The organism is Pseudomonas migulae NBRC 103157 (genome assembly GCF_002091715.1).
In the GTDB taxonomy this organism is placed as follows: Bacteria; Pseudomonadota; Gammaproteobacteria; order Pseudomonadales; family Pseudomonadaceae; genus Aquipseudomonas; species Aquipseudomonas migulae_A.
In genome coordinates this window covers 43318-61559 of record NZ_BDAG01000029.1, presented here as the reverse complement: position 1 = coordinate 61559, position 18242 = coordinate 43318, and the positions used below count along the sequence as shown (strand labels likewise).

Below are 18242 nucleotides of genomic sequence, written 5' to 3'. Positions count from 1 at the left end.
TCAGTCCTCGGGGGCCGTTTCAAATGTTGCGGAGTATAGCCGAGGGCGGTGTTTCATTTATAAGACGGATGCGCGGCAGTTCTCATCCAGAGGAAAAACGTCGGGAGCGCTATGAATGAGTGGCGTAGCGGATGACGTCTTCGCGGGCAAGCCATGCGCCTACTGGGCCTGGTGTCGCCCACATATCATGTGGCCGACTCAAATCCTGCAGGAGCATGGCTTGCCCGCGAAGGCGATCTTGAGGGTTACAAAGAAGCCTGGCGCACCTGTTTTTCCAGCTCGGCCTTGAGGCCCGGTTCCAGCTTCAGCTGGCGCGCCAGTTCATCCAGGTAGGACTTCTCCATGAAGTTCTCTTCGTCCACCAGCATTACGCTGGCGATGTACATCTCGGCGGCCATTTCCGGGGTGCTGGCGGCGCGCGCCACATCGGTTGGATCGAGCGGTTTGTTGAGTTCGGCGTGCAGCCAGTGTTGCAGCTCCTGATCATTGTCGAGTTTAGTGAACTCGCCTTCGATCAACGCCCGCTCGCGCTCATCGACATGGCCGTCAGCCTTGGCCGCGGCCACCAGCGCCTTGAGAATCGCCTGGCTGTGTTGCTCGACCTGCGCCGTCGGCACGCGGTCCACGGTTTGCGGCTCTTGCTTCGGTGCAGTGCCCTGCTGGGCCTGCCAGTTGCCGTAAGCCTTGTAGGCAATCACGCCCAATGCCGCGAGGCCGCCGTAGATGGCCACTTTGCCGCCGACCTTGCGAACCTTCTTGTTGCCGATCAAAAGGCCCATGGCACCCGCCGCCAGCGCACCGCCACCCGCGCCCGAGAGCAAACTGCCAAGCCCGCCCGAACCACCGCTGCCGCCGAGCAAGCTGCCCAATCCACCGCTGGACGCTTTGTTCTGCGAGCCACCGGCCTTGTTCTGCAACATGTCCTGGCCAGATTTGAGCAACTGATCGAGCAATCCACGGGTATTCATTCTTGCCGCCTCCACAAATGGGGTAAACCAGACACTGAGGCCACCAGCCTAGATCGAAAGTGCCCAGCCCCTCCCGGCGAGAGTGCTTCCAGATGTTGCTCAACTTCTTTAACGCAAAAAAGCCCATCGATTAAAAAGATATAAACTCGAGTGAATCTATAAAAACCGCCCACCGGGTACTTATTCATGATGACCTTGCGTCAAATCCGCCATTTCATCGCCGTGGCCGAGACCGGATCGATCTCCGCCGCCGCGCAAGCCGCGTTCATTTCCCAATCGACATTGACCCTGGCGATCCAGCAACTCGAAGAAGAGATTGGCGTCGGCCTGTTCAACCGACACGCCAAGGGCATGAGCCTGACGCACCAGGGCCATCAATTCCTGCGCCAGGCGCACCTGATTCTGGCCACCGTGGACAACGCCAAGCGCAGCCTGCAACAAAGCACCGACCAGGTCGCCGGGCAATTGATCATCGGTGTGACCAGCCTTGTCGCCGGTTACTACCTCGCGGATTTACTCACCCGCTTTCAGCGCGCCTACCCCAACGTCGAGATCCGCGTGATGGAGGACGAGCGCCCGTATATCGAGCATTTGCTGGTCAGCGGCGAGATCGATGTCGGCGTGTTGATCCTCTCCAACCTCGAGGACCGCCACGCCCTGCAAACGGAAGTACTGACCCATTCGCCTCATCGGTTATGGCTGCCGGCCCAGCATCCGCTGCTGGAACACGACAGCATCAACCTCGCCGACGTCGCCCGTGAGCCGTTGATTCAACTGAACGTCGATGAAATGGACCGCAATGCCCAGCGCATGTGGTCGGCGGCGTCGCTTCAACCACGCATCACCCTGAAAACCGCCTCGACCGAAGCGGTACGAAGCCTGGTAGCCGCAGGGTTGGGCGTATCGATCCAGCCCGACATGACGTACCGCCCATGGTCATTGGAGGGCGACATCATCGAAGCGCGGCCAATCGCCGACCTGAGCCAGACCCTCGACGTCGGCCTGGCCTGGCGTCGTGGCACGGCGCGCCCGGCGCTGGTGGACCCGTTCCTGACCGTGGCACGCGAACAACCCCACGGCGGGCGCAAGCCATCTATTTAATCGAATGCCACCTTCAGTATTTAGTATTTGTCGACCTCGGGTCCGGGCACTAGTCTTGGTACATCTATAAGACGGCCGGGCCCCAGTCACTGGGAGCAGCATGGCCACACAAGAAAAGAGATCCCGAAAAATGACTGGCGCGCAGACCCCGCTGTTCACCGCGTTGCTGATCGATGGAGAACTGGTCGCGGGTCAGGGCTTTGTCGAGCCGATCCTCAATCCGGCCACCGGTGAGGTGTTGACGCACATCGCCGAAGCCAGCACCGAGCAAGTCGAAGCCGCGATCCTCGCGGCCCATCATGCGTTCGCCAGTTGGTCACGGACCACGCCACAGCAGCGCTCGAACCTGCTGCTGGACATCGCCAACGCCATCGAAAAACAAGCCGACCTGCTCGCCCGCCTCGAATCCCTGAACTGCGGCAAACCCTTGCACCTGGCGCGTCAGGACGACTTGAGCGCGACGGTCGACGTGTTTCGCTTCTTCGCCGGCGCCGTGCGCTGCCAGACCGGCCAGCTCAGCGGCGAATACCTGCCGGGTTACACCAGCATGGTGCGTCGCGATCCTATTGGGGTTGTAGCGTCCATCGCGCCGTGGAACTACCCGATCATGATGGCCGCGTGGAAAATCGCCCCGGCCCTCGCCGCCGGCAACACGCTGGTGTTCAAACCGTCCGAGCACACGCCGTTGTCGATTCTGGCCCTGGCGCCCGCGCTGGCCGAGATCCTGCCGCGCGGCGTGATCAACATCATTTGTGGCGGCGGTGAAGGCGTTGGCAGCCACTTGGTGAGCCACCCGAAAATCCGCATGGTGTCGCTGACCGGCGATATCGTCACCGGACAAAAAATCCTGCAAGCCGCGGCAAAAACCTTGAAGCGCACGCACCTCGAACTCGGCGGCAAGGCGCCGGTGATCGTCTGCAACGATGCCGACATTCAGGCCGTGGTCGAAGGCGTGCGCACATACGGTTACTACAACGCCGGCCAGGACTGCACCGCGGCCTGCCGGATTTATGCACAGGCCGGCATTCATGACCGACTGGTGGCGGAACTCGGCGCAGCGGTCAGCAGCCTGCGCTTCGCCGGCAAACGCGATGCCGACAATGAAATCGGCCCGCTTATCAGCACCCGCCAGCGCGACCGCGTGGCCAGTTTCGTCGAACGCGCCCTCGGCCAGCCGCACATCGAGCGGGTGACCGGTGCGGCCGTGCATTCCGGCGCCGGCTTCTATTACCAGCCGACCCTGCTGGCCGGCTGCAAACAGAGCGATGAAATCGTCCAGCGCGAAGTGTTCGGGCCGGTGGTCACCGTGACCCGCTTCGACGGGCTCGAACAAGCAGTGGACTGGGCCAACGATTCGGAATACGGCCTCGCGTCTTCGGTCTGGACCCAGAACCTCGACAAAGCCATGCAAGTGGCCGCGCTCTTGCAGTACGGCTGCACCTGGATCAACAGCCATTTCATGCTGGTCAGCGAAATGCCCCATGGCGGCCTGAAACGTTCGGGTTACGGCAAAGACTTGTCCAGCGATTCGCTTCAGGACTACAGCGTGGTGCGGCACATCATGGCGCGCCACGGACAGCATTTATAAAAGCGCACTACGCTAACAATTAGCCGTAAAGGCATTGATGTTGAAACGTTGGAACAACGCGAATCCCTTGCAGGAGCTGGCTTGCCAGCGAAGGCGTCGGTCCAGTTGACAACCAGGTTGACTGACCCACCGCTATCGCCAGCAAGCCGGCGCCTACGAGGATCGTGTTTACAACGCTGAACCACGTTCAAAACTGCCCCGACCATAATTAAAGAAGAGGGAATCCCCATGTTCGTGCACAAGACCGCACTGCTCAGTGCAATCACTACCGCGCTGCTGGCCAGCGCCAGTATCCAGGCCGCCGAACCGCTGAAAGCCGTCGGTGCCGGCGAAGGTCAGCTGGATATCGTCGCCTGGCCCGGTTACATCGAACGTGGTGAAAGCGACAAGGCCTACGACTGGGTGACCGATTTCGAGAAGGAAACCGGCTGCAAGGTGAACGTGAAAACGGCGGCCACTTCCGATGAGATGGTCAGCCTGATGTCCAAGGGCGGTTACGACCTGGTGACCGCGTCGGGCGATGCGTCGCTGCGGTTGATCGTCGGCAAGCGTGTACAGCCGATCAACACGGCGTTGATTCCGAACTGGAAGAACCTTGACCCGCGTCTCAAGGATGGCCCGTGGTACGTCGTCAACAAACAAACCTTTGGCACTCCGTATCAGTGGGGCCCGAACGTGTTGATGTACAACACCAACGTCTTCAAGACCGCGCCGGACAGCTGGGGGGTGGTGTTCGAGGAACAGAACCTGCCGGACGGCAAGTCCAACAAGGGCCGGGTTCAGGCCTACGACGGTCCGATCTACATCGCCGATGCGGCGCTGTATCTCAAGTCGAAGCGGCCGGAACTGGGGATCAAGGACCCCTACCAGCTCAACGAAGAACAATACAAAGCCGCGCTGGACCTGCTGCGTAAACAGCAGCCGTTGGTCCACCGCTACTGGCATGACGCGACCGTGCAGATGAGTGACGTCAAGAACGAAGGCGTCGTGGCGTCCAGCAGCTGGGGCTACATGGTCAACGGCCTGATGGCGGACAAGCAGCCGGTGGCTTCGGTCATTCCGAAAGAAGGTGCAACGGGTTGGGCCGACACCACCATGCTGCACGCCGACGCCAAGCACCCGAACTGTGCTTACAAGTGGATGGACCATTCGCTGCAACCGAAAGTCCAGGGTGACCTGGCCGCCTGGTTCGGTTCGTTGCCGTCGGTTCCGGCGGGATGCAAGGAGAGCGAATTGCTGGGCGCCGAAGGCTGCAAAACCAACGGTTTCGACCAGTTCGACAAGATCGCCTTCTGGAAAACCCCGCAGGCTGAAGGTGGCAAGTTCGTGCCGTACAGCCGCTGGACCCAGGACTACATCGCGATCATGGGCGGTCGCTGACACCTGAAGGTCCTTCGGACCTTTATCGCCAGCAAGCCGGCTCCTACAGAGTACGCGTACCCCGTGTAGGAGCCGGCTTGCTGGCGATGCTTTTCAAGATTCCAGATTCCCGGAGCACCGCACCATGACGCTTGCAGTCCAGTTCACCAACGTTTCCCGTCTATTCGGCGAAGTGAAAGCCGTAGACCGGGTTTCCATCGATATCCAGGACGGCGAGTTCTTTTCCATGCTGGGCCCTTCCGGCTCGGGCAAAACCACGTGTTTGCGCCTGATCGCCGGTTTCGAACAACCGAGCGCAGGCTCGATCCGGATTCATGGCCACGAAGCCGCCGGGCTGCCGCCGTATGAGCGTGACGTCAACACGGTGTTTCAGGACTACGCGCTGTTCCCGCACATGAACGTGCTCGACAACGTAGCCTACGGTTTGAAAGTCAAAGGCGTCGGCAAAACAGAACGCCGCAAGCGCGCCGAAGAAGCCCTCGACATGGTCGCCCTCGGCGGCTACGGCGAGCGCAAGCCGGTGCAACTCTCCGGTGGTCAACGCCAGCGCGTGGCCCTGGCCCGCGCCTTGGTCAATCGCCCTCGGGTGTTGCTGCTCGACGAACCCCTCGGCGCCCTCGACTTGAAACTGCGCGAGCAAATGCAGAGCGAGCTGAAAAAGCTGCAGCGCCAGCTCGGCATCACCTTCATCTTCGTCACCCACGATCAGACCGAAGCCTTGTCGATGTCCGACCGCGTGGCTGTTTTCAACAAGGGTCGCATCGAGCAGGTCGACACACCGCGCAACCTCTACATGAAACCGGCGACCACCTTTGTCGCGGAGTTCGTCGGCACCTCCAACGTGATTCGCGGCGATCTGGCGCAGCAACTCAGCGGCAATCCGCAGCCGTTTTCGATCCGCCCGGAACACGTGCGTTTCGCCGAAGGCCCGCTGGCCAGTCACGAGATCGAAGTCAGCGGTTTGCTCCACGACGTTCAGTACCAGGGCAGCGCCACCCGCTATGAACTGAAACTGGAAAACGGCCAGACCCTGAACATTAGCCAGGCCAACAATCAATGGCTGGACGTCAGCGCGCAACATCAGACCGGGCAACGCATCAGCGCACGCTGGGCGCGGGAAGCGATGATCCCGTTGCACGACACCGTTGCCGGCGGGGTGTGAGATGACCAGCGTGGCTCTTCCTCAAACCCCGGCCGGCGGCTCGCCGTTACGCAGGTTTTCCAACCTGCTGTATCGCCGGCCGAACTTTTACCTGTCGCTGCTGCTGGTGCCGCCGTTGTTGTGGTTCGGCGCGATCTACCTTGGTTCGCTGTTGGTGCTGTTGTGGCAAGGCTTCTATACCTTCGACGATTTCACCATGGCGGTCACGCCCGACCTGACCCTGGCGAACTTCGCCGCGCTGTTCCAGCCCTCGAACTTCGACATCATCCTGCGCACCCTGAGCATGGCGGTCGTGGTCTCGATCGCCAGCGCCATCGTCGCGTTCCCGATTGCCTACTACATGGCGCGCTACACCACGGGCAAAACCAAAGCGTTTTTCTACATCGCTGTGATGATGCCGATGTGGGCCAGCTACATCGTGAAGGCCTATGCCTGGACCTTGTTGCTGGCCAAGGGCGGCGTGGCGCAATGGTTCGTTCAGCACCTTGGACTGGAGCCGGTGTTGCAGTTCGTGCTGGGCATTCCGGGTGTGGGTGGCAGCACCTTGTCGACCTCACACCTGGGGCGCTTCATGGTGTTCGTCTACATCTGGCTGCCATTCATGATTCTGCCGATTCAGGCCTCGCTGGAACGCCTGCCACCGTCGTTGCTGCAAGCCTCCGCCGACCTCGGCGCCAAGCCGCGCCAGACCTTCATGCAGGTGATTCTGCCGCTGTCGATTCCGGGCATCGCCGCCGGTTCGATCTTCACGTTTTCGCTGACCCTGGGCGACTTCATCGTGCCGCAACTGGTGGGCCCGCCGGGGTACTTCGTCGGCAGCATGGTGTACGCCCAGCAAGGCGCGATCGGCAACATGCCGATGGCCGCGGCCTTCACCCTGGTGCCGATTGTGTTGATCGCCATTTACCTGACCATCGTCAAACGACTGGGGGCCTTCGATGCACTCTGAGAAAGCTTCATTGGGTCTGCGCATTGCTGCCTGGGGCGGATTGGTGTTTCTGCACTTCCCGATCCTGATCATCTTCCTGTACGCCTTCAACACCGAAGACGCGGCGTTCAGTTTTCCGCCCAAGGGTTTCACCCTGAAGTGGATCGGCGTGGCGTTCTCGCGACCGGACGTGCTGGAAGCGATCAAGCTGTCGCTGCAGATCGCCTCCGTCGCCACGTTGATCGCACTGGTGCTTGGCACGCTGGCATCGGCAGCGTTGTACCGTCGGGATTTTTTCGGCAAACAAGGCATCTCGCTGATGCTGATTTTGCCCATCGCATTGCCGGGGATCATCACCGGGATCGCGCTGCTGGCGACGTTCAAGACGCTGGGGATCGAGCCGGGAATGTTCACCATCATCGTCGGGCACGCGACCTTCTGTGTGGTGATCGTCTACAACAACGTCATCGCCCGTTTGCGCCGTACATCGCACAGCTTGATCGAAGCCTCGATGGACCTCGGTGCCGATGGCTGGCAGACCTTCCGCTACATCGTCCTGCCGAACCTTGGCTCGGCATTGCTCGCCGGCGGCATGCTCGCGTTTGCACTGTCGTTCGACGAAATCATCGTCACCACCTTCACCGCCGGCCATGAACGCACCCTGCCGCTGTGGCTGCTCAACCAGCTCAGCCGCCCACGGGACGTGCCGGTGACCAACGTCGTCGCGATGCTGGTGATGATGGTGACCATGCTGCCGATTCTCGGCGCCTATTACCTGACCCGCGGCGGTGAGAGCGTGGCGGGGAGTGGCGGGAAGTAACGAAGAACACCGATCCCAGTGTGCGAACCCAATCCTGTCGGAGCTGGCTTGCTAGCGATTACTGACTGACGTTCAACATAGATGTGGGCTGACACACCGCGATCGCTAGCAAGCCAGCTCCTACAGGATCCGGTTTCTCCAGAGAAAAATAATAGATTCAAAGAGGACAACGCCATGCAAACCAAACTCTTGATCAACGGCCAACTCATCGACGGCGAAGGCCCCGCCCAACCGGTGTTCAACCCGGCCCTCGGTCGCGTGCTGGTGGAAATCAACGAAGCCAGCGAAGCCCAGGTCGACTCTGCTGTACGGGCCGCCGACGCCGCGTTCGACAGCTGGTCGCACACCCCGCCGAAAGAGCGCTCGCTGCTCTTGCTCAAACTCGCCGACGCCATCGAAGCCCACGGCGAAGAGCTGGCCAAACTCGAATCCGATAACTGCGGCAAACCCTACAGCGCCGCGCTGAACGACGAGATCCCGGCGATTGCCGACGTGTTCCGTTTCTTCGCCGGCGCCAGCCGTTGCATGAGCGGCTCGGCCGGCGGTGAATACCTGGCCGGCCACACCTCGATGATCCGCCGCGATCCGGTGGGCGTGATCGCCTCCATCGCGCCGTGGAACTACCCGCTGATGATGGTCGCCTGGAAAATCGCCCCGGCCCTCGCCGCCGGGAACACCGTGGTGCTCAAACCGTCGGAACAGACCCCGCTGACCGCGTTGCGCCTGGCGCAACTGGCGTCGGAAATCTTCCCGGCCGGCGTGCTCAACCTGGTGTTCGGCCGTGGTCCTACCGTCGGTAGCCCGCTGGTCACCCACCCGAAAGTGCGCATGGTGTCACTGACCGGATCGATCGCCACCGGTTCGAACATCATTTCCAGCACCGCCAGCAGCGTCAAGCGCATGCACATGGAACTGGGCGGCAAAGCCCCGGTGATCATCTTCGACGACGCCGACATCGACGCCGCTGTCGAAGGCATTCGCACCTTCGGTTTCTACAACGCCGGCCAGGACTGCACCGCCGCCTGCCGCATCTACGCGCAGGAAGGCATCTACGAGACATTCGTCGAGAAGCTCGGCGCAGCGGTCAGCAGCATCAAGTATGGCCTGCAGGATGACCCGTCGACCGAACTCGGGCCACTGATCACCGCGCAGCACCGCGACCGGGTAGCCGGGTTCGTCGACCGCGCCGTGGCGCAACCGCACATCCGCCTGATCACTGGCGGCAAGGCAGTTGAAGGCAACGGCTTCTTCTTCGAACCGACGGTGCTGGCCGATGCACAGCAGGACGACGAAATCGTCCGCCGCGAAGTGTTCGGCCCGGTGGTGTCGGTGACCAAATTCACCGATGAAGCGCAGGTGCTCGGCTGGGCCAACGATTCGGACTACGGCCTGGCGTCGTCGGTGTGGACCGCCGACGTTGGCCGCGCGCATCGCCTGTCGGCGCGCTTGCAGTACGGCTGCACCTGGGTGAACACGCACTTCATGCTGGTCAGCGAAATGCCCCACGGCGGTCAGAAATTGTCCGGGTACGGGAAGGACATGTCGATGTATGGGCTGGAGGATTACACCGTTGTGCGGCATGTGATGTTCAAGCATTAAAAGCATCGCCAGCAAGCCGGCTCCTACGGTGGTTTGTGTCGTACACATTCATGGCGCACGACACAAACCACCGTAGGAGCCGGCTTGCTGGCGATGGCGTCACCGCGGTTTCAAGGCAGAAACCGGCAACACGCACCTCCAGGCTTCAACGCAGACAAACAAAACAATAACCACCGATCCGGGCAGCACCGCCAAGGCGCCGCCACGGTTTCGGACATCCGAAATCTGCCGATTTTCCGGAGCTAACACACTATGAGTGCACTACCCGAACTCACCGCAGTCGCCATCGACAGCGATGCCGAGCAACTGCGCAAGCTGGGTTACACCTCCAACTTCAACCGCAGCATGAGCCTGTGGGAAAACTTCGCCCTGGGCTTCACTTACCTCTCTCCGGTCGTAGGGGTTTATACCCTCTTCGGCCTGTGCCTGGCCGCCGGTGGGCCACCGATGTTCTGGGCGTATTTGCTGGTCGGTTGCGGCCAGTTGCTGGTGTGCCTGATCTTCGGTGAAGTGGTCTCGCAGTTCCCGATTTCCGGTGGCGTCTATCCGTGGGCTCGCCGCTTGGTGGGCAAGCGCTGGGCGTGGATGGTCGGCTGGATCTACTCCATCGCCCTGTGCGTCACCATCGCTGCCGTTGCCGTGGGCGCCGGTCCGTACCTCGCGGCAATGATGGGCTTTGAACCGAATAACAACACCAACATTGTCATCGCACTGGTGCTGACGTTGTTCGCCACACTGGTCAACCTCAGCGGCACCAAAGTGCTGGCGCGAATCGCCATGTTCGGCTTCCTCTGCGAACTGGTCGGTGCGGTGATCGTCGGCGTTTACCTGTTGATTTTCGAACGTCATCAATCGATCAGCGTGCTGTTCAACACCTTCGACATCAGCATCAATGGCTCCTACCTGCCGGCCTTCCTCACCGCCTCGCTGGCGGGGATGTTCCTGTACTACGGCTTCGAAGCCTGCGGCGACGTGGCGGAAGAAACCCCGAACCCGAGCAAGCAAATCCCGGTGGCGATGCGCATGACCATCTACATCGGCGGCATCGCGGCGATGTTCGCCTGCCTGGCGCTGATCCTCGCCGTGCCCGACATGCAAGCCGTGATCAACGGCACCGACAAAGACCCGGTCACCACCATCCTCAACAACGCCTTCGGCCCGGTCGGTTCGAAAGTGGTGATGGGCGTGGTGATGATTTCCTTCATCTCCTGCGTCATCAGCCTGCAAGCGGCAGCGAGTCGTCTGCTGTATTCCTACGCCAGGGATGAAATGGTCATCGGCAGTTCACTGCTGAAAAAGATTTCACCTGCAACCCAGGTTCCGGTTGCCGCACTGTTCGTCTCCGGCGTCCTGCCAGCGTTGATCATCATTCTGGGCTTCTTCCTGCAAGACGCGGTGGCCACCATCGTCAGCTTCGCCGCCATCGGCATCTACCTCGCATTCCAGATGATCGTGCTCGCGGCGCTGTATGCACGCCTGAAAGGCTGGAAACCGAGTGGCAAATTCACCCTCGGCGCCTGGGGTTGGGCGGTGAACGTCGGCGCGCTGGTCTACGGCGTCGGCGCCATCATCAACATGGCCTGGCCGCGCACGCCGGACGCGGCGTGGTACATCAACTATGCGATGGTGCTAAGCACGGCGATCGTGATTGGGTTGGGGTTGGTTTACATGTGGATTGCCAAGCCGTATGACCATGGTACGGCGCCTGCTGGGGATGCCTGGAAGGTTCGTCACTAAGGACAATTACCCCCGGGATCCTATCGGCTCCCGGGGCAAGCTTCACTCGTCAAACGGCATCTGCCATCCCCCGCAGCTCCGTCTGAAACTCATCCTCATTTCATCCCCACTGTTTTTTCCCCGCCACACCCGCTTCCTCCACGCCATCATCCAAGCCAACCAAACCTGGTTCTGCGTCCACCACTTGGGACGTTTGATGTAAGAGCCGGCTTGCTGGCGATGGGCGCAAAGGCGCTACGTTGAACCAGACAGCACGCGTTATCGTTGACGACCATCGCCAGCAAGCCGGCTCCTACAAGGGTCAGTGTCAACGGCGTGGATCAAGGGAGGGATATGCCGGATTTGGTGCAGGCACAGCGGCCGTTCCCGATCATGGGCACCTGTAGCTGAAGCAAAACCTGTAGGAGCCGGCTTGCTGGCGATGGGCGCAAGGGCGCTACGTTGACCCAGACAGCACGCATTATCGTTGACGACCATCGCCAGCAAGCCGGCTCCTACAAGGGTCAGTGTCAACGGTGCGGATCAAGGGAGGGATATGCCGGATTTTTCTAAAATCATGGCACTTTGGTTTGATTGAACTACCGTCAAACAATAAGAAGTCATAACGGCTCCAGTTTCCAAGTTAGCTTCAGTGATCAGATTGGCAAAAGGAGTTAGCTCACTATGATCATGGCAGGCGTATTCCGGCTCTGTACCTGCATGGCCGTTTATTTTTCGGGGGGGGCAGGTTGGCGGACAGTACCGTCCGTAACTGCCAGCATCACTCTGCCGGGCACTCCAGATAACCGCCTCACTAAAAACCGTTTTAGCAAAGGTCGCTCGCTGTCCAGCCAGATCAGCGAACTGCGCCCGCTCGTGTGTTGCACGCAAGGAATAACGCCAAAGCCACGGATAAGTGGTCTGGCGCATTGGGGGGGATAGTCCGATCCCCGTGAAGTGATCAGAGACAACTTAGTCTGCCTATAGATGGCCTATCCAGTGAGGATGCACTAAATGAGCCTTCGTCCCGCGCCCGCTTTCAAGCAAATTATCCATGGCCTGTTCTGGACGGGTCTCAGCGTGAATGCGGCTCAGGCCGCACCTGCCAATTGTTCGCAACTGGACAGTTGGTCGACAACTTTCGAGGTCGGTCAGGGGCTGCAGAATGAAATGCGAAGCCCCGTTCCGATAACGCAACTGGCGGTGGGTGACCCGAAAATTGCCGACGTGCAACCCAGCGGCAGCAACGCGTTCATACTCACGGGCATGACACCGGGGACCACCAGCCTGATGGTCTGGACTGCCTGTTCGAAAACGCCGCGCCAAAGCATGGTGTTCGTCAAGGGTAAAGCCACATCGGCACTGACCAGCGCGCCGTCGGTGCCCTCCGACGACCCGCTGCTGCCGAGCCAGGTGCAGACCGATATCCGTTTCGTCGAAGTCAGCCGGACCAAGCTCAAGGAAGCCTCCGCCTCGATTTTCGGCACCCGTGGCAACTTCCTGTTCGGCTCGCCGAGAACCTTGCCCTCCATCGGCGGCATTGTCACGCCGGCGATTCCGGTGAATAACAACAACTTCAACCTCACATTTGCTACCGGCAATACCCTGGTGGCGCTCAATGCGCTGGAAGGCAGTGGTTTCGCCTACACCCTGGCTCGGCCAAGCCTGGTAGCGCTCAGCGGGCAGAGTGCGAGCTTCCTGGCCGGCGGTGAGATACCGATTCCGGTGCCCAGTTCAGGCAGCGATAACGTGTCCATCGAGTACAAGGAATTCGGTATCCGCCTGACTCTGACGCCAACCATCATCGGGAAAAATCGTATCGCGCTGAAGGTGGCGCCGGAAGTCAGTGAACTGGACTTCACCAACGCCGTGAGCGTCGCCGGCACGATAGTCCCGGCCCTGAGCGTGCGCCGTACCGATACCAGCATCTCCCTGGCCGACGGCGAAAGCTTCGTCATCAGCGGCCTGATCAGCTCCCGCAACAACTCCCAGGTGAACAAGTTTCCGGGGCTGGGCGATATCCCGGTTCTGGGCGCATTTTTCCGCGACAACACCATCAACCGTGAAGAGCGCGAACTGCTGATGATCGTCACCCCCCATCTGGTCCAGCCACTGGCTGCCAATGCACAACTACCGTCATTGCCCGGTGAACAGCTGCGCAATTACGACCCGAACTTCTACCGCATGTTTTTCCTGGAAAATGGCGACTTCGACAGTCTCAGCGGGCTCTCGCAATGATCAGAAGCCTGAACCGGACTTGCCTCACCCTCACCCTCACTCGTAACGGTGACGTTGAACGCCTGCCGGGCCAGTTTCATAGCCATTGGCCGGGCGTTCAACCTGTTGTAGCCAGAGGACATTCGATGAAAGCAGTCATTGCAATAGCGGCGACATTAATGCTCGCAGGCTGTGCCAGTAATGGCCTGTCTTCGCGACCGGCCAGCTGTGCCAAGCCCGGTTCGGAGCAGGAACTGGCCCTGAACCTGGCCGACAACATGGCCGACGAAGGCCGCTTGTATGCCAGCCTGGCGAACCTGGAAGGTTTGCCCGACAACCTGGTCCAGGTTCGCCTGCGCAAGGCTCGGGTGCTGCGCATGATGGGGCGTAGCGGCGACGCGCAGCCGTTGTACGAAAGCTTGCTCGGCACCTGTCTGACGGCTGAAGGGGAACATGGCCTGGGCCAGTTGGCCGCCGCCAAAAATGATAACGCCACCGCTGCCACTCACCTTGAGCGTGCGGTGAAGATGGCCCCCACCGACGACAGGATGCGAAATGACCTGGGGGTCGTCTACCTCAATCAGCGACGGATCCCTGAAGCACGCTTTGAGTTCATGACCGCCATGGAGCTCAAGCAGGCAAACACACTGGCGGCACTCAATATGGTGACGCTGCTGATCTACCAGGATAACTGGAAGGCGGCTGCTGACCTCGTGACCCGCGCCGACTTGAGCCCCAAGCAAGTCGCCGAGGCTCAAACCCGCGCGGAAAAACTCAAGGCCTCCGCCAAAAAAGTGGTGGCTTCCGAGGGGAATCGCAGGACAGAGGTAGCCGATGCCTCTTCCAGTGCGAACCAGTAAAACGTACGAGGAGTCGAGATGAATACCAAAAGGCTGTTGATCGTGTGCATGGCTTGCCTGTCCACCACTGCCTGGGCTATTGAGCCGGGCCCCTCTTCGCCGTATCAACAAGGCACCGAACAGTGGTTGCAGTTGCAGATTCGAGGTGTGGTTGCCTCCCCTGAACTGCAAACCGCTTCGGCCGCCGAACGTGACCTGGCCATGCAGCGCTGGCTGAATAGCTTCAACTACCCGATTCCGGAGTTTTATGACCAGGATACTGGGGGAGAGATCACTAGCGGCAACTGAGGCATGTCGATGGGTGATCAGCCTCTGGCGTAGTCCAGAGTAGCCTGGCTGCAAAGCCGGGCTTGATGTCGTGTGCAGGAAAGCGATGGTCTCTACGCATCAGGATTACCCTGCTGCGGGAAATGTGTGGATCCATGACAGGAAAGTGCAGATCAGCCTCGGGGGGCAAGGCCATCGCACTCGATAGCCTCCGCCCGTTTTCACCTCACCCGAATACTTTGAGTACCCCGATCAAGGCCGGGCCGATAGCGACCAGAAAGAAGCTCGGCCACAGACAGAAAATCAGTGGAAATATCAGCTTGGTACCAATTTTCGCCCCCATCTCTTCGGCGGCCTGAGTACGCCGATCACGGAATTCATCGGCATAGATGCGCAGGGTATCGGCCACGCTGGTACCAAAGCGGATACTCTGCGCCAACAGGCTGACCAGCCCTTGTACGTCATCCAGGCCAGTGCGCACAGCCAGTTGTTTGAGCGCCGCTGTACTGGAAATGCCCGCGCGGATTTGCGCATTGACCAAGGCCAGTTCTTCAGCCAGTTCGACCTGGCTGACTGACATCTCCTCCGCCACCCGTTCGATCGTGGTGGGCAAGGCAAGGCCCGACTCCACGCAGACGACCATCAGATCCAGCGCATCCGGAAACGCGGCACGCAACCGACCTTGTCGCAACTGCTTGCGCTTGGCGACATACAGCGCTGGCAGCAACCATCCGATACCGGCAGCCAAGACCACCGCCAGCAGCCCCATGGCGAGGGAAACCCTGGGAATCATCGGCAATAGCAGCAACGCAATACCGACTAATAACAGCGGCGTCATCAAGCGCACAGCCCAGTACATCTGCACCGCCGAAGAGGACCGGTACCCTGCATGCGTCAACAATGTCTGGGTGACGGATGTCTGAGCCGATTCGGCCGAGGCAAAACGCTGGCCGACCCGCTCCAGTAACAGTTGCAGATTACCCGGGGCTTCTTGCCCGGCGGTGTTGCCTAAATGACCACGCTTGATCAGCGCCAGACGACGCTGTACCGGATCCTGAAGCCCCATTACCAGCAAGCTCACGGCGACAACCGCAAGCACCGTACTCAAACCGATCGCGCCGAGGAACAACAGGCGCCCCACCTCCTCGCTCCCCGTGACCCGACTGAACAACCCGAGCAAAAAGTCCATGACCTGTACCTCCCGGTAGCGAATACCGCTTAAACCTGAATCCGAATGATTTTGCGTATCCAGAAAATCCCGACCAGCATGGCGCAAAACGCCCCGATGATCAGTTTGTGGCCGATGGGATCATTGAGCAGCACAGGCATGTAGGTGGGGCTTGTGAAAACGATCGCAATCGCCAGCACGAACGGAATCGACACCAGCACCCAGGCTGACATCCGCCCTTCGGCCGACAGGGTCCTGATCTTGCGCTGGAAGCGAAAACGCCCGCGGATCAGGCGACTCAAACGCTCCAGCACCTCGGTCAGATTGCCGCCGGTCTCGCGATGGATGAGGATTGAGGTCACCAGCATCATCACCGTCATGCTCGGCATCCGCTCCAGCAGGCCGAGCATGGCCCGGCGTACATCGTTGCCGTAGTTGATATCAGCGAAAGTCAGGCCAAACTCCTGAGCGACCGGCCCCTTATGCTCCTCGGCGACCAAGCGCAGGGTTTCGTTGAACGGGTGCCCGGCGCGCAGGGCACGGCAGATGGCATCCAGTGCATCCGGCAGGCCTTCCTCAAACCCGGCGAAGCGTTTGCTACGGTCACGAGAAATTTTCAGCAGTGGTAGCCAGAACGCTCCGAAGCCCGCCAGCAACGCCATCCACCAGACTGACGAGATCATCCAGATCGAGAGGCTTGCACAGGCGCCCAGGAACAGCCCGAGCAACAACACCCGATAAGCACGGTATTCATGACCGGACTGCTCGATCATCTGGGTCAGGCTCGCCATAAAGGGCAACTGCTCGAGCATGGCCTCCAGAGGCGTCAAGCGCGTCAGGTACTTCTGTCGCAACACCGTCTGCATATTGGGCAGATTGTTGGCTTTCTCCAGAACGTGCAAACGACCGCGGATACGCTTGCGCATCTTGCCGGCCTCGCCGAACACCGGCACCACCACCCCCTGAGACAGGAGGAACACAGCGATAAACACCATGCCGAGGAACATCAGAATGAATTCGCCAGGAATATTGCTCATGACTGCCGTGCCTCCATCCATTCAGGCCTGAACATCGTAAGCGGCAACTCAATGCCGCGCTTGGCCAGCACATCGCGGAACGCGGGGATCATGCCGCTGGGACGATAATCACCCAGCACTTCGCCGTTTTCGCCCATGCCATGGCGCACGAAGGAAAAGATTTCGGTCATGGTGATGATTTCGCCCTCCATGCCGTTGATTTCCTGCACGCTGACCAGTCTGCGCTTACCATCCTCTTGGCGTTCCAATTGGATCACCACATCAATGGCGGAAGCGATCTGCTGCCGCATGGCCTTGATCGGAAAGGTCGCCCCGGTCATCGACACCATGTTCTCGACTCGCCCCAACGCATCGCGTGCAGTGTTGGCGTGGATCGTGGTCAACGAGCCGTCGTGGCCGGTGTTCATCGCAGTCAGCATGTCCAGCGCCTCTACGCCGCGAACCTCGCCGATCACTATGCGGTCCGGACGCATCCGCAGGCTGTTGCGCACCAACTCCCGCTGGCTCACTTCGCCACGGCCCTCGATGTTCGAAGGCCGGGTTTCCAGGCGCACCACATGGGGTTGCTGCAGTTGCAGTTCGGCCGAATCTTCGATGGTGACAATCCGCTCGTTTTGCGGAATGAAACTGGACAGCACATTGAGCATGGTGGTCTTGCCGCTGCCGGTACCGCCGGAAATCAGCACGTTCAAGCGCCCACGGACAATCGCCTTGAGCAGCAGGGCAATGGCCGGGGTCAACGTCCCCACCTGGATCAGACTGTCGGTATTGAGCAGGTCCACCGCAAAGCGCCGAATCGACATGCTCGGGCCATCGATGGCCAGCGGCGGGATAATCGCGTTGACCCGCGAACCGTCCTTGAGCCGGGCATCCACCAACGGCGAGGACTCGTCGATACGCCGACCCAGGTTGGAGACGATACGGTCGATGATGTTCAACAAATGCTGATCATCGCGAAAACGCACATCAGTCCGTTGCAGTTTGCCGAAGCGCTCGACATAGACCGAGGCAAAGCCGTTGACCAGAATGTCGGACACGCTGTGATCGGCCAGCAACGGTTCCAGAGGCCCCAGGCCGAGCACCTCGTCGGTGATCTGCTTGATGATCAACTGGCGGCTGACGGAACTCACCGGTGCCGAATGCTCATCGAGCAGGCGCTGGCAAATATCGCGAATCTGCCGAGCAGCCTCGGCCTGCTCAAGGGAGTCCAGCAAGGACAGGTCCATGACCTTGAGCAACTGCTGGTAGATCTTTTCCCGCCACTCGGACTCCACCGGGGTGACCTGGCTTTTGGTTTCGTATAGAACGTCTGGTGTCACACGTTCCCACGCCATTATTTCCTCTGGCGGATCCAGCAGATCGTCGTGCGATTGGGCAGCGACGGGTTTACCGGACTGTTTGCGCAAGCGGTTACGAAAGTCGCTGATCATG

The 18242-nt window shown here is 60.2% G+C and carries 16 protein-coding genes; 11 read left to right on the top strand and 5 right to left on the bottom strand.

Annotated elements, in window-relative coordinates:
• Positions 1-245: 245 nt before the first annotated feature.
• Positions 246-968 (bottom strand): tellurite resistance TerB family protein, encoded by a 723-nt coding sequence (locus PMI01S_RS20660; protein WP_084321918.1) that lies wholly within the window; start codon positions 966-968, stop codon positions 246-248.
• A 186-nt stretch (positions 969-1154) separates the two neighbouring features.
• On the opposite strand from PMI01S_RS20660, the gene PMI01S_RS20655 reads away from it, so the two are divergent.
• The 8 genes from PMI01S_RS20655 to PMI01S_RS20620 all read left to right on the top strand — a co-directional run bounded on the left by PMI01S_RS20655 (position 1155) and on the right by PMI01S_RS20620 (position 11283).
• A complete protein-coding gene (locus PMI01S_RS20655) occupies positions 1155-2069 on the top strand; it encodes a LysR family transcriptional regulator (protein WP_084321917.1) in 915 nt (304 codons plus the stop codon).
• 130 nt (positions 2070-2199) lie between these two features.
• A complete protein-coding gene (locus PMI01S_RS20650) occupies positions 2200-3657 on the top strand; it encodes a gamma-aminobutyraldehyde dehydrogenase (RefSeq protein WP_084321916.1) in 1458 nt (485 codons plus the stop codon).
• Between the two features lie 228 nt (positions 3658-3885).
• Entirely contained in the window at positions 3886-5037 is a 1152-nt protein-coding gene (gene ydcS / locus PMI01S_RS20645; RefSeq protein WP_084321915.1) for a putative ABC transporter substrate-binding protein YdcS, read from the top strand.
• A 124-nt stretch (positions 5038-5161) separates the two neighbouring features.
• Positions 5162-6199, top strand: a complete 1038-nt coding sequence (locus tag PMI01S_RS20640; protein WP_084321914.1) for an ABC transporter ATP-binding protein — start codon at positions 5162-5164, stop codon at positions 6197-6199.
• A gap of 1 nt (position 6200) precedes the next feature.
• Entirely contained in the window at positions 6201-7148 is a 948-nt protein-coding gene (locus PMI01S_RS20635; protein WP_084321913.1) for an ABC transporter permease, read from the top strand.
• Positions 7138-7947, top strand: coding sequence for an ABC transporter permease (locus PMI01S_RS20630; protein WP_084321912.1), 810 nt, complete (start codon positions 7138-7140; stop codon positions 7945-7947). Before PMI01S_RS20635 ends, PMI01S_RS20630 begins: the two co-directional genes overlap by 11 nt.
• Before the next feature lie 174 nt (positions 7948-8121).
• A complete protein-coding gene (locus PMI01S_RS20625) occupies positions 8122-9546 on the top strand; it encodes a gamma-aminobutyraldehyde dehydrogenase (protein WP_084321911.1) in 1425 nt (474 codons plus the stop codon).
• A 252-nt stretch (positions 9547-9798) separates the two neighbouring features.
• Positions 9799-11283, top strand: coding sequence for an APC family permease (locus PMI01S_RS20620; protein WP_084321910.1), 1485 nt, complete (start codon positions 9799-9801; stop codon positions 11281-11283).
• Between the two features lie 522 nt (positions 11284-11805).
• Here the strand turns inward: PMI01S_RS20620 and PMI01S_RS31735 are convergent.
• Positions 11806-12192 (bottom strand): hypothetical protein, encoded by a 387-nt coding sequence (locus PMI01S_RS31735; protein WP_159439518.1) that lies wholly within the window; start codon positions 12190-12192, stop codon positions 11806-11808.
• Positions 12193-12276: 84 nt separating this feature from the next.
• Between PMI01S_RS31735 and PMI01S_RS20600 the strand changes: the two genes are divergently transcribed.
• From PMI01S_RS20600 to PMI01S_RS20590, 3 genes are all read left to right on the top strand, one after another.
• Entirely contained in the window at positions 12277-13500 is a 1224-nt protein-coding gene (locus PMI01S_RS20600; RefSeq protein ID WP_084321907.1) for a type II and III secretion system protein family protein, read from the top strand.
• Between the two features lie 125 nt (positions 13501-13625).
• Positions 13626-14339 carry a tetratricopeptide repeat protein gene (locus tag PMI01S_RS20595; RefSeq protein ID WP_084321906.1) on the top strand — a complete coding sequence of 238 codons (714 nt, stop codon included), beginning with the start codon at positions 13626-13628 and terminating at the stop codon, positions 14337-14339.
• Positions 14340-14357: 18 nt separating this feature from the next.
• A complete protein-coding gene (locus tag PMI01S_RS20590) occupies positions 14358-14627 on the top strand; it encodes a DUF3613 domain-containing protein (protein WP_084321905.1) in 270 nt (89 codons plus the stop codon).
• Positions 14628-14832: 205 nt separating this feature from the next.
• Here PMI01S_RS20590 and PMI01S_RS20585 read toward each other — a convergent pair whose 3' ends face one another.
• From PMI01S_RS20585 to PMI01S_RS20575, 3 genes are read right to left on the bottom strand one after another with little or no spacing between them, the layout of a single operon-like run.
• Positions 14833-15795 (bottom strand): type II secretion system F family protein, encoded by a 963-nt coding sequence (locus tag PMI01S_RS20585; RefSeq protein WP_084321904.1) that lies wholly within the window; start codon positions 15793-15795, stop codon positions 14833-14835.
• Positions 15796-15824: 29 nt separating this feature from the next.
• Positions 15825-16811: a type II secretion system F family protein gene (locus PMI01S_RS20580; protein WP_084321903.1), complete on the bottom strand. Its 987-nt coding sequence runs from the start codon at positions 16809-16811 to the stop codon at positions 15825-15827.
• Positions 16808-18241: a TadA family conjugal transfer-associated ATPase gene (locus PMI01S_RS20575; RefSeq protein ID WP_084321902.1), complete on the bottom strand. Its 1434-nt coding sequence runs from the start codon at positions 18239-18241 to the stop codon at positions 16808-16810. The genes PMI01S_RS20580 and PMI01S_RS20575 overlap by 4 nt, the downstream gene beginning before the upstream one ends.
• Position 18242 lies beyond the last annotated feature (1 nt).

What these genes read in the sequence shown, in the direction of transcription:
- PMI01S_RS20580 (WP_084321903.1), bottom strand. Translation starts at nt 16,811, where the DNA reads ATGAGCAATATTCCTGGCGAATTCATTCTGATGTTCCTCGGCATGGTG.
- PMI01S_RS20585 (WP_084321904.1), bottom strand. Translation starts at nt 15,795, where the DNA reads ATGGACTTTTTGCTCGGGTTGTTCAGTCGGGTCACGGGGAGCGAGGAG.
- PMI01S_RS20595 (WP_084321906.1), top strand. Translation starts at nt 13,626, where the DNA reads ATGAAAGCAGTCATTGCAATAGCGGCGACATTAATGCTCGCAGGCTGT.
- PMI01S_RS20655 (WP_084321917.1), top strand. Translation starts at nt 1,155, where the DNA reads ATGATGACCTTGCGTCAAATCCGCCATTTCATCGCCGTGGCCGAGACC.
- PMI01S_RS20620 (WP_084321910.1), top strand. Translation starts at nt 9,799, where the DNA reads ATGAGTGCACTACCCGAACTCACCGCAGTCGCCATCGACAGCGATGCC.
- PMI01S_RS31735 (WP_159439518.1), bottom strand. Translation starts at nt 12,192, where the DNA reads ATGCGCCAGACCACTTATCCGTGGCTTTGGCGTTATTCCTTGCGTGCA.
- PMI01S_RS20635 (WP_084321913.1), top strand. Translation starts at nt 6,201, where the DNA reads ATGACCAGCGTGGCTCTTCCTCAAACCCCGGCCGGCGGCTCGCCGTTA.
- ydcS (WP_084321915.1), top strand. Translation starts at nt 3,886, where the DNA reads ATGTTCGTGCACAAGACCGCACTGCTCAGTGCAATCACTACCGCGCTG.
- PMI01S_RS20650 (WP_084321916.1), top strand. Translation starts at nt 2,200, where the DNA reads ATGACTGGCGCGCAGACCCCGCTGTTCACCGCGTTGCTGATCGATGGA.
- PMI01S_RS20600 (WP_084321907.1), top strand. Translation starts at nt 12,277, where the DNA reads ATGAGCCTTCGTCCCGCGCCCGCTTTCAAGCAAATTATCCATGGCCTG.
- PMI01S_RS20625 (WP_084321911.1), top strand. Translation starts at nt 8,122, where the DNA reads ATGCAAACCAAACTCTTGATCAACGGCCAACTCATCGACGGCGAAGGC.
- PMI01S_RS20660 (WP_084321918.1), bottom strand. Translation starts at nt 968, where the DNA reads ATGAATACCCGTGGATTGCTCGATCAGTTGCTCAAATCTGGCCAGGAC.
- PMI01S_RS20640 (WP_084321914.1), top strand. Translation starts at nt 5,162, where the DNA reads ATGACGCTTGCAGTCCAGTTCACCAACGTTTCCCGTCTATTCGGCGAA.
- PMI01S_RS20630 (WP_084321912.1), top strand. Translation starts at nt 7,138, where the DNA reads ATGCACTCTGAGAAAGCTTCATTGGGTCTGCGCATTGCTGCCTGGGGC.
- PMI01S_RS20590 (WP_084321905.1), top strand. Translation starts at nt 14,358, where the DNA reads ATGAATACCAAAAGGCTGTTGATCGTGTGCATGGCTTGCCTGTCCACC.
- PMI01S_RS20575 (WP_084321902.1), bottom strand. Translation starts at nt 18,241, where the DNA reads ATGATCAGCGACTTTCGTAACCGCTTGCGCAAACAGTCCGGTAAACCC.